The 3,648-nt window shown below is 58.8% G+C and carries 3 protein-coding genes; all 3 read left to right on the forward strand.

Annotation, left to right across the window (positions count from 1 at the left end; translation table 11 throughout):
* Window positions 1-149 precede the first annotated feature (149 nt).
* Window positions 150-1,526, forward strand: a complete 1,377-nt coding sequence (locus tag ABX749_RS25850; RefSeq protein WP_372898544.1) for a neutral/alkaline non-lysosomal ceramidase N-terminal domain-containing protein — start codon at window positions 150-152, stop codon at window positions 1,524-1,526.
* Between the two features lie 219 nt (window positions 1,527-1,745).
* Window positions 1,746-2,957, forward strand: a complete 1,212-nt coding sequence (locus tag ABX749_RS25855; RefSeq protein WP_372898545.1) for a sialate O-acetylesterase — start codon at window positions 1,746-1,748, stop codon at window positions 2,955-2,957.
* A 56-nt stretch (window positions 2,958-3,013) separates the two neighbouring features.
* The coding region (locus ABX749_RS25860) for a hypothetical protein (RefSeq protein WP_372898546.1) at window positions 3,014-3,648 on the forward strand (635 nt) is incomplete at its 3' end.

Here is a 3,648-nt window from a genome sequence, read left to right on the forward strand (position 1 = left end):
GCAAGGACTCGTCGTCTCGTCCACTACCGCCTACCCGAAAACCAAGGTGTGGCGGAATACTAGCGTCCCTCGCTCGTCGAGAACCGCTTACGGGTACAATGCTCGATCTCAACTTGACCCACAAACGCGTTCGATGGAACCTATCAACGATGCTCAAACGTTACATCCTTGCTCCCGTCTTGATGCTGCTCTTGATCACTCCCGCGCGGGCGGACGAGGGATGGCAAGCGGGTGTCGCGAAGCAGAACATCACGCCGGACGGTGCGATGTGGATGGCCGGTTATGGCAGTCGCGATCGTCCCTCGGAAGGTAAATTGACCGACTTGTGGGCCAAGGCCCTGGTGCTTCAAGACACGTCGGGCAATCAAGTCGTGCTAATCACGTTGGACCTGGTCGGCATCGATCGCGAATTGGCGATGGCGATCACCGACCAGATCCAGAGCGTCCACCAGCTCGATCGATCGCAGATTGCGATCTGCTGTTCACACACACACACCGGCCCGGCGCTTAAGAAGAACCTCGCACCGCTGCATTACCTGATCGTCGATTCGGATCAGCAGAAGAAGATCGAGGCATACGAGGAGCGTCTGCGACACCAAATTCTGGCCGCCGTCGATGATGCCTTCGCGCACCGACAACCGGCCGAAGTCTCCTGGGGCTCGGGAACAGCGACCTTCGCGACCAATCGGCGTGAGAACCGGCCTGAAGGCAACGTTCCGCAGTGGCGACGGGAAGGGACATTGAAAGGCCCCGTCGATCATGATGTCCCGGTGTTGGCGGTCAGGGACCGCCAAGGAAAACTGATCAGCGTGGTCTTCGGCTATGCCTGTCACGCGACCGTGCTGGGCGTTTATTCCTGGTCGGGCGACTACCCCGGTTTCGCCTGTGCGGCGTTGGAAGCATCGCATCCCGATTCGATCGCGTTGTTTTGGGCGGGCTGTGGTGCGGATCAAAATCCGCTGCCGCGGCGAACCGTTGAACTCGCCAAACACTACGGGCGACGACTCGCGACGGCCGTCGAAACGGTGTTGATGACGATTCAGATGCAGCCGCTTGCCCCGAAGCTGAAATCGAGTTTTCGTGAGATCGATCTGCCGTTGGGAACGCTTCCGTCGCGTGAGCAGATCGAAGCAAACTCGCGATCGAAGAACAAATGGGAGGCGGCGAGGGCAACGATGTTGCTCGAAAAACTCGATCGCGGCGAGTCGCTGGCGCAGACGTATCCGTACGCCGTCGGCAGCTGGACGTTGGGTGACGACATCGACATGGTGTTTCTCGGTGGCGAAGTCGTCGTCGATTACGCGTTGCGTTTGAAAAGCGAATTGCGTGGGCAACAGTCGTGGATCGCGGGTTACGCCAACGACGTCATGGCCTACATCCCCTCGCGGCGCGTGTTGCAGGAAGGTGGCTACGAAGGCGGCAGCTCGATGGTCTACTACGGTCTTCCGGCCCACTGGTCGCCCGAGGTCGAACGCCACATCGTCGACGAAGTGCATCGGCAATTGGCGGATTCCGGGAGCGAATAGACCCGTCGCGATCGATCGACGCGCCAGTCGGTCATGCGATTCGTGACACCCGCTTCGCGACGAGACGCAAGCGAGTTGGACCATTCCCGATTCCAACGCCCGGTCAACAGACGCGTTACAATCGTCTGCGTGCCCACCCGAGCGTCACCTCGCCCGCCCGAACGTTCGTCGTTTCGTTTCCTTCATCGCCCCCATCCCGCGGCAGCAAGGCTCACCCCCATGAGAACGCGATCCATTGTCTTCCTCACGCTTTGCCTGTTCTTCGTCCCGCACCTTGATGCGAAGGAACCGCTCAAGGTCTACATCCTTGCCGGTCAGTCGAACATGCAAGGGCATGCTCAGCTTTCGACCTTTGACCACCTCGCCATGGATCCTCGGACGGCGCCGATCTTGGCCGAGATGCGAACGGCCGACGGAACACCGCGGATCTGTGACCAGGTCTGGATCTCATCGATCGGCAACGACGGAACCGAACAGGAACACCACGGTCGATTGACGGCCGGTTATGGAGCGATGGGTCGGGAGCCCAAAATCGGCCCCGAGTTAACCTTCGGGATCTACATGCAGAAACAGCTCGATGAACCGATCCTGCTCATCAAAACGGCGTGGGGCGGCAAATCGCTGCACACCGATTTCCGACCCCCGAGTGCCGGTCCCTACGAATTCAATGAATCGCAGTTGGCGTCGATGCAAAAGCAGGGCAAAGACATCGACCAGATCAAGCGAGACCGTGCCGAGGCGACCGGCCGCTATTACCGGCTGATGATTGATCACGTGAACAAAGTCGTCGGCGACATCCAACGTGTCTACCCGGATTACGATTCGCAGGCAGGGTACGAGATCGCCGGCTTCGTTTGGTTCCAGGGATGGAACGACATGGTCGCCCGAGACGTGTATCCCAACCGGGACAAACCCGGTGGGTACGATCTTTACAGCCGTTTGCTGGCCGACTTCATTCGCGACGTCCGCAAAGATCTTTCGGCACCCGAAATGCCATTCGTGATCGGCGTGATGGGGGTCGGTGGTCCGGTCGACAAGTATGGCCCCAGCCAGCAGCGATACAAAAGCACCCACGATGGTTTTCGAAAAGCCATGGCCGCACCGGCCGCGATGCCGGAGTTCCAGGGGAATGTCGCGGCCGTCCTGACCGAAAACTACTGGGACGCCGAACTGGACGAATTAAAGAGCCGCGGCGGCAAGATCAAAGCGAAGTCCCAGGAATTGAACAAAGACCCCAGCCTCAGCCGCCAGCAACGCGAACAGGCCTTGGCCAAGTTCCGAGAAGAACTCTATTCGCCACGCGAGCTGGAAATTTTAAAGGGAAGCTCCAATGCCCAATACCATTACAATGGATCTGCCAAAATCATGGCACAGATCGGCAAGGGATTCGCCGAAGCGATGGCCAAGCTGAGCAAATCAGGGACTGAGTAAGGTTCTCACGGAATGAAACGCGGATTTTAAGTACTGAACACCAACCTGGGCGAGTGATGATGAAACGATTGAATCAATGGTCGGTCCGCGCACCACGAATCGCATTGGTGATCGCCGCGGCGTGGGTCTTGTGCTCGTTTGCGTCGTCAAGTGATGCCGCTGACAACAACGACAAGTCAACATTTTCCAAAAAGCTGGCAGCCGACCAACCGTACGGCGACACGAACACGCCAACCAATTTCTCGTCCGCCAGCGCATCGAGTTCGTCTTCTTCACAGAGCGATTCCAATGGCCGGACCCGAAGTCGCAGCGAAGCGACGGCGACCGCCACCGGAAACGCGGCCAGTTCGGCAGCGGCGAACGGTCAAGCCCGTTCGCTCAGAAAGCAAGACGGACAAGCGGCGCAGAAAAATCGAGCCGCGAGTTCGGCGCGGGCGAAAGCCAAAGGCGACGCGGCACCGACCGATCGCTATCCCAATTTGAAGTTGCCCCGAGATAACAATCTCGCAAGTTCCACCGCAACGGTGGTCAAAAACGGCATCAAGATCACGCGGTCGATCAACGCGACTGACGAGGGAACGGTGACGACCCTGGACGTGGTGAGCAAGAAGGATGAGCTTTCCGTGCTCGAAGGCGACGACGGCTCGATCGAGGTCCGTGTCCGCGATCGAAACAAGAACGCCGCCGGAAA

This window comes from Stieleria sp. (assembly GCF_041595215.1).
Taxonomy (GTDB): Bacteria; Planctomycetota; Planctomycetia; order Pirellulales; family Pirellulaceae; genus Stieleria; species Stieleria magnilauensis.